Origin of the sequence: Desulfovibrio sp. SGI.102 (assembly GCF_050314315.1) — a bacterium.
In the GTDB taxonomy this organism is placed as follows: Bacteria; Desulfobacterota; Desulfovibrionia; order Desulfovibrionales; family Desulfovibrionaceae; genus Desulfovibrio.
On the sequence record NZ_JBNPNC010000138.1, the window covers coordinates 1 to 438 of the forward strand.

Genomic DNA, 438 nt, shown 5'->3' on the forward strand with positions numbered 1-438 from the left:
AAGGAACAGGCGAGGGGGAGAAGGAAACCGTTTGGAAAAACGGTTCTCCCTCTCCCCCTCGCGCTCCCCCTTTCCCTTCCCAAAACTTTTAACAGGAGACAGCGCGGCAAGGAGCAGGTAGTGTCCCGCCACTCCTTGCTCTCCCCGGCAACCGCGCTGCCTGACTTCAAGCATAAGGAAACGACCATGAGCGAGACTCCCCGCCACATCCACTGCGTCAACCCCGAACACACCGGTGCGCGCGTCACCGTGCGTCTCCAGCCCGAGGACCACTGGCTCTCCATCCCCCGCCCCAAGACCTCCCGCCAGCTGCTGACGGCCCTGGGGCTGGCCGAGGAATGTGCCCTGGTGGCCCGCGACGGCGAACTGCTCACCCCCGACCGCCAGATCTGGCCCAACGACGAGCTGCTGGTCCGCAAAGTCGCCAGCGTGGGCTAG

At 65.1% G+C, this 438-nt stretch carries 1 protein-coding gene; it reads left to right on the top strand.

Annotation, left to right across the window (positions count from 1 at the left end; genetic code table 11):
• The first annotated feature begins 186 nt into the window (after positions 1-186).
• Entirely contained in the window at positions 187-438 is a 252-nt protein-coding gene (locus ACQRCJ_RS12515) for a hypothetical protein (RefSeq protein WP_168934730.1), read from the top strand.

Excerpts from the sequence above, each read along its gene's own strand:
- ACQRCJ_RS12515 (WP_168934730.1), top strand. The coding sequence starts at position 187 with ATGAGCGAGACTCCCCGCCACATCCACTGCGTCAACCCCGAACACACC.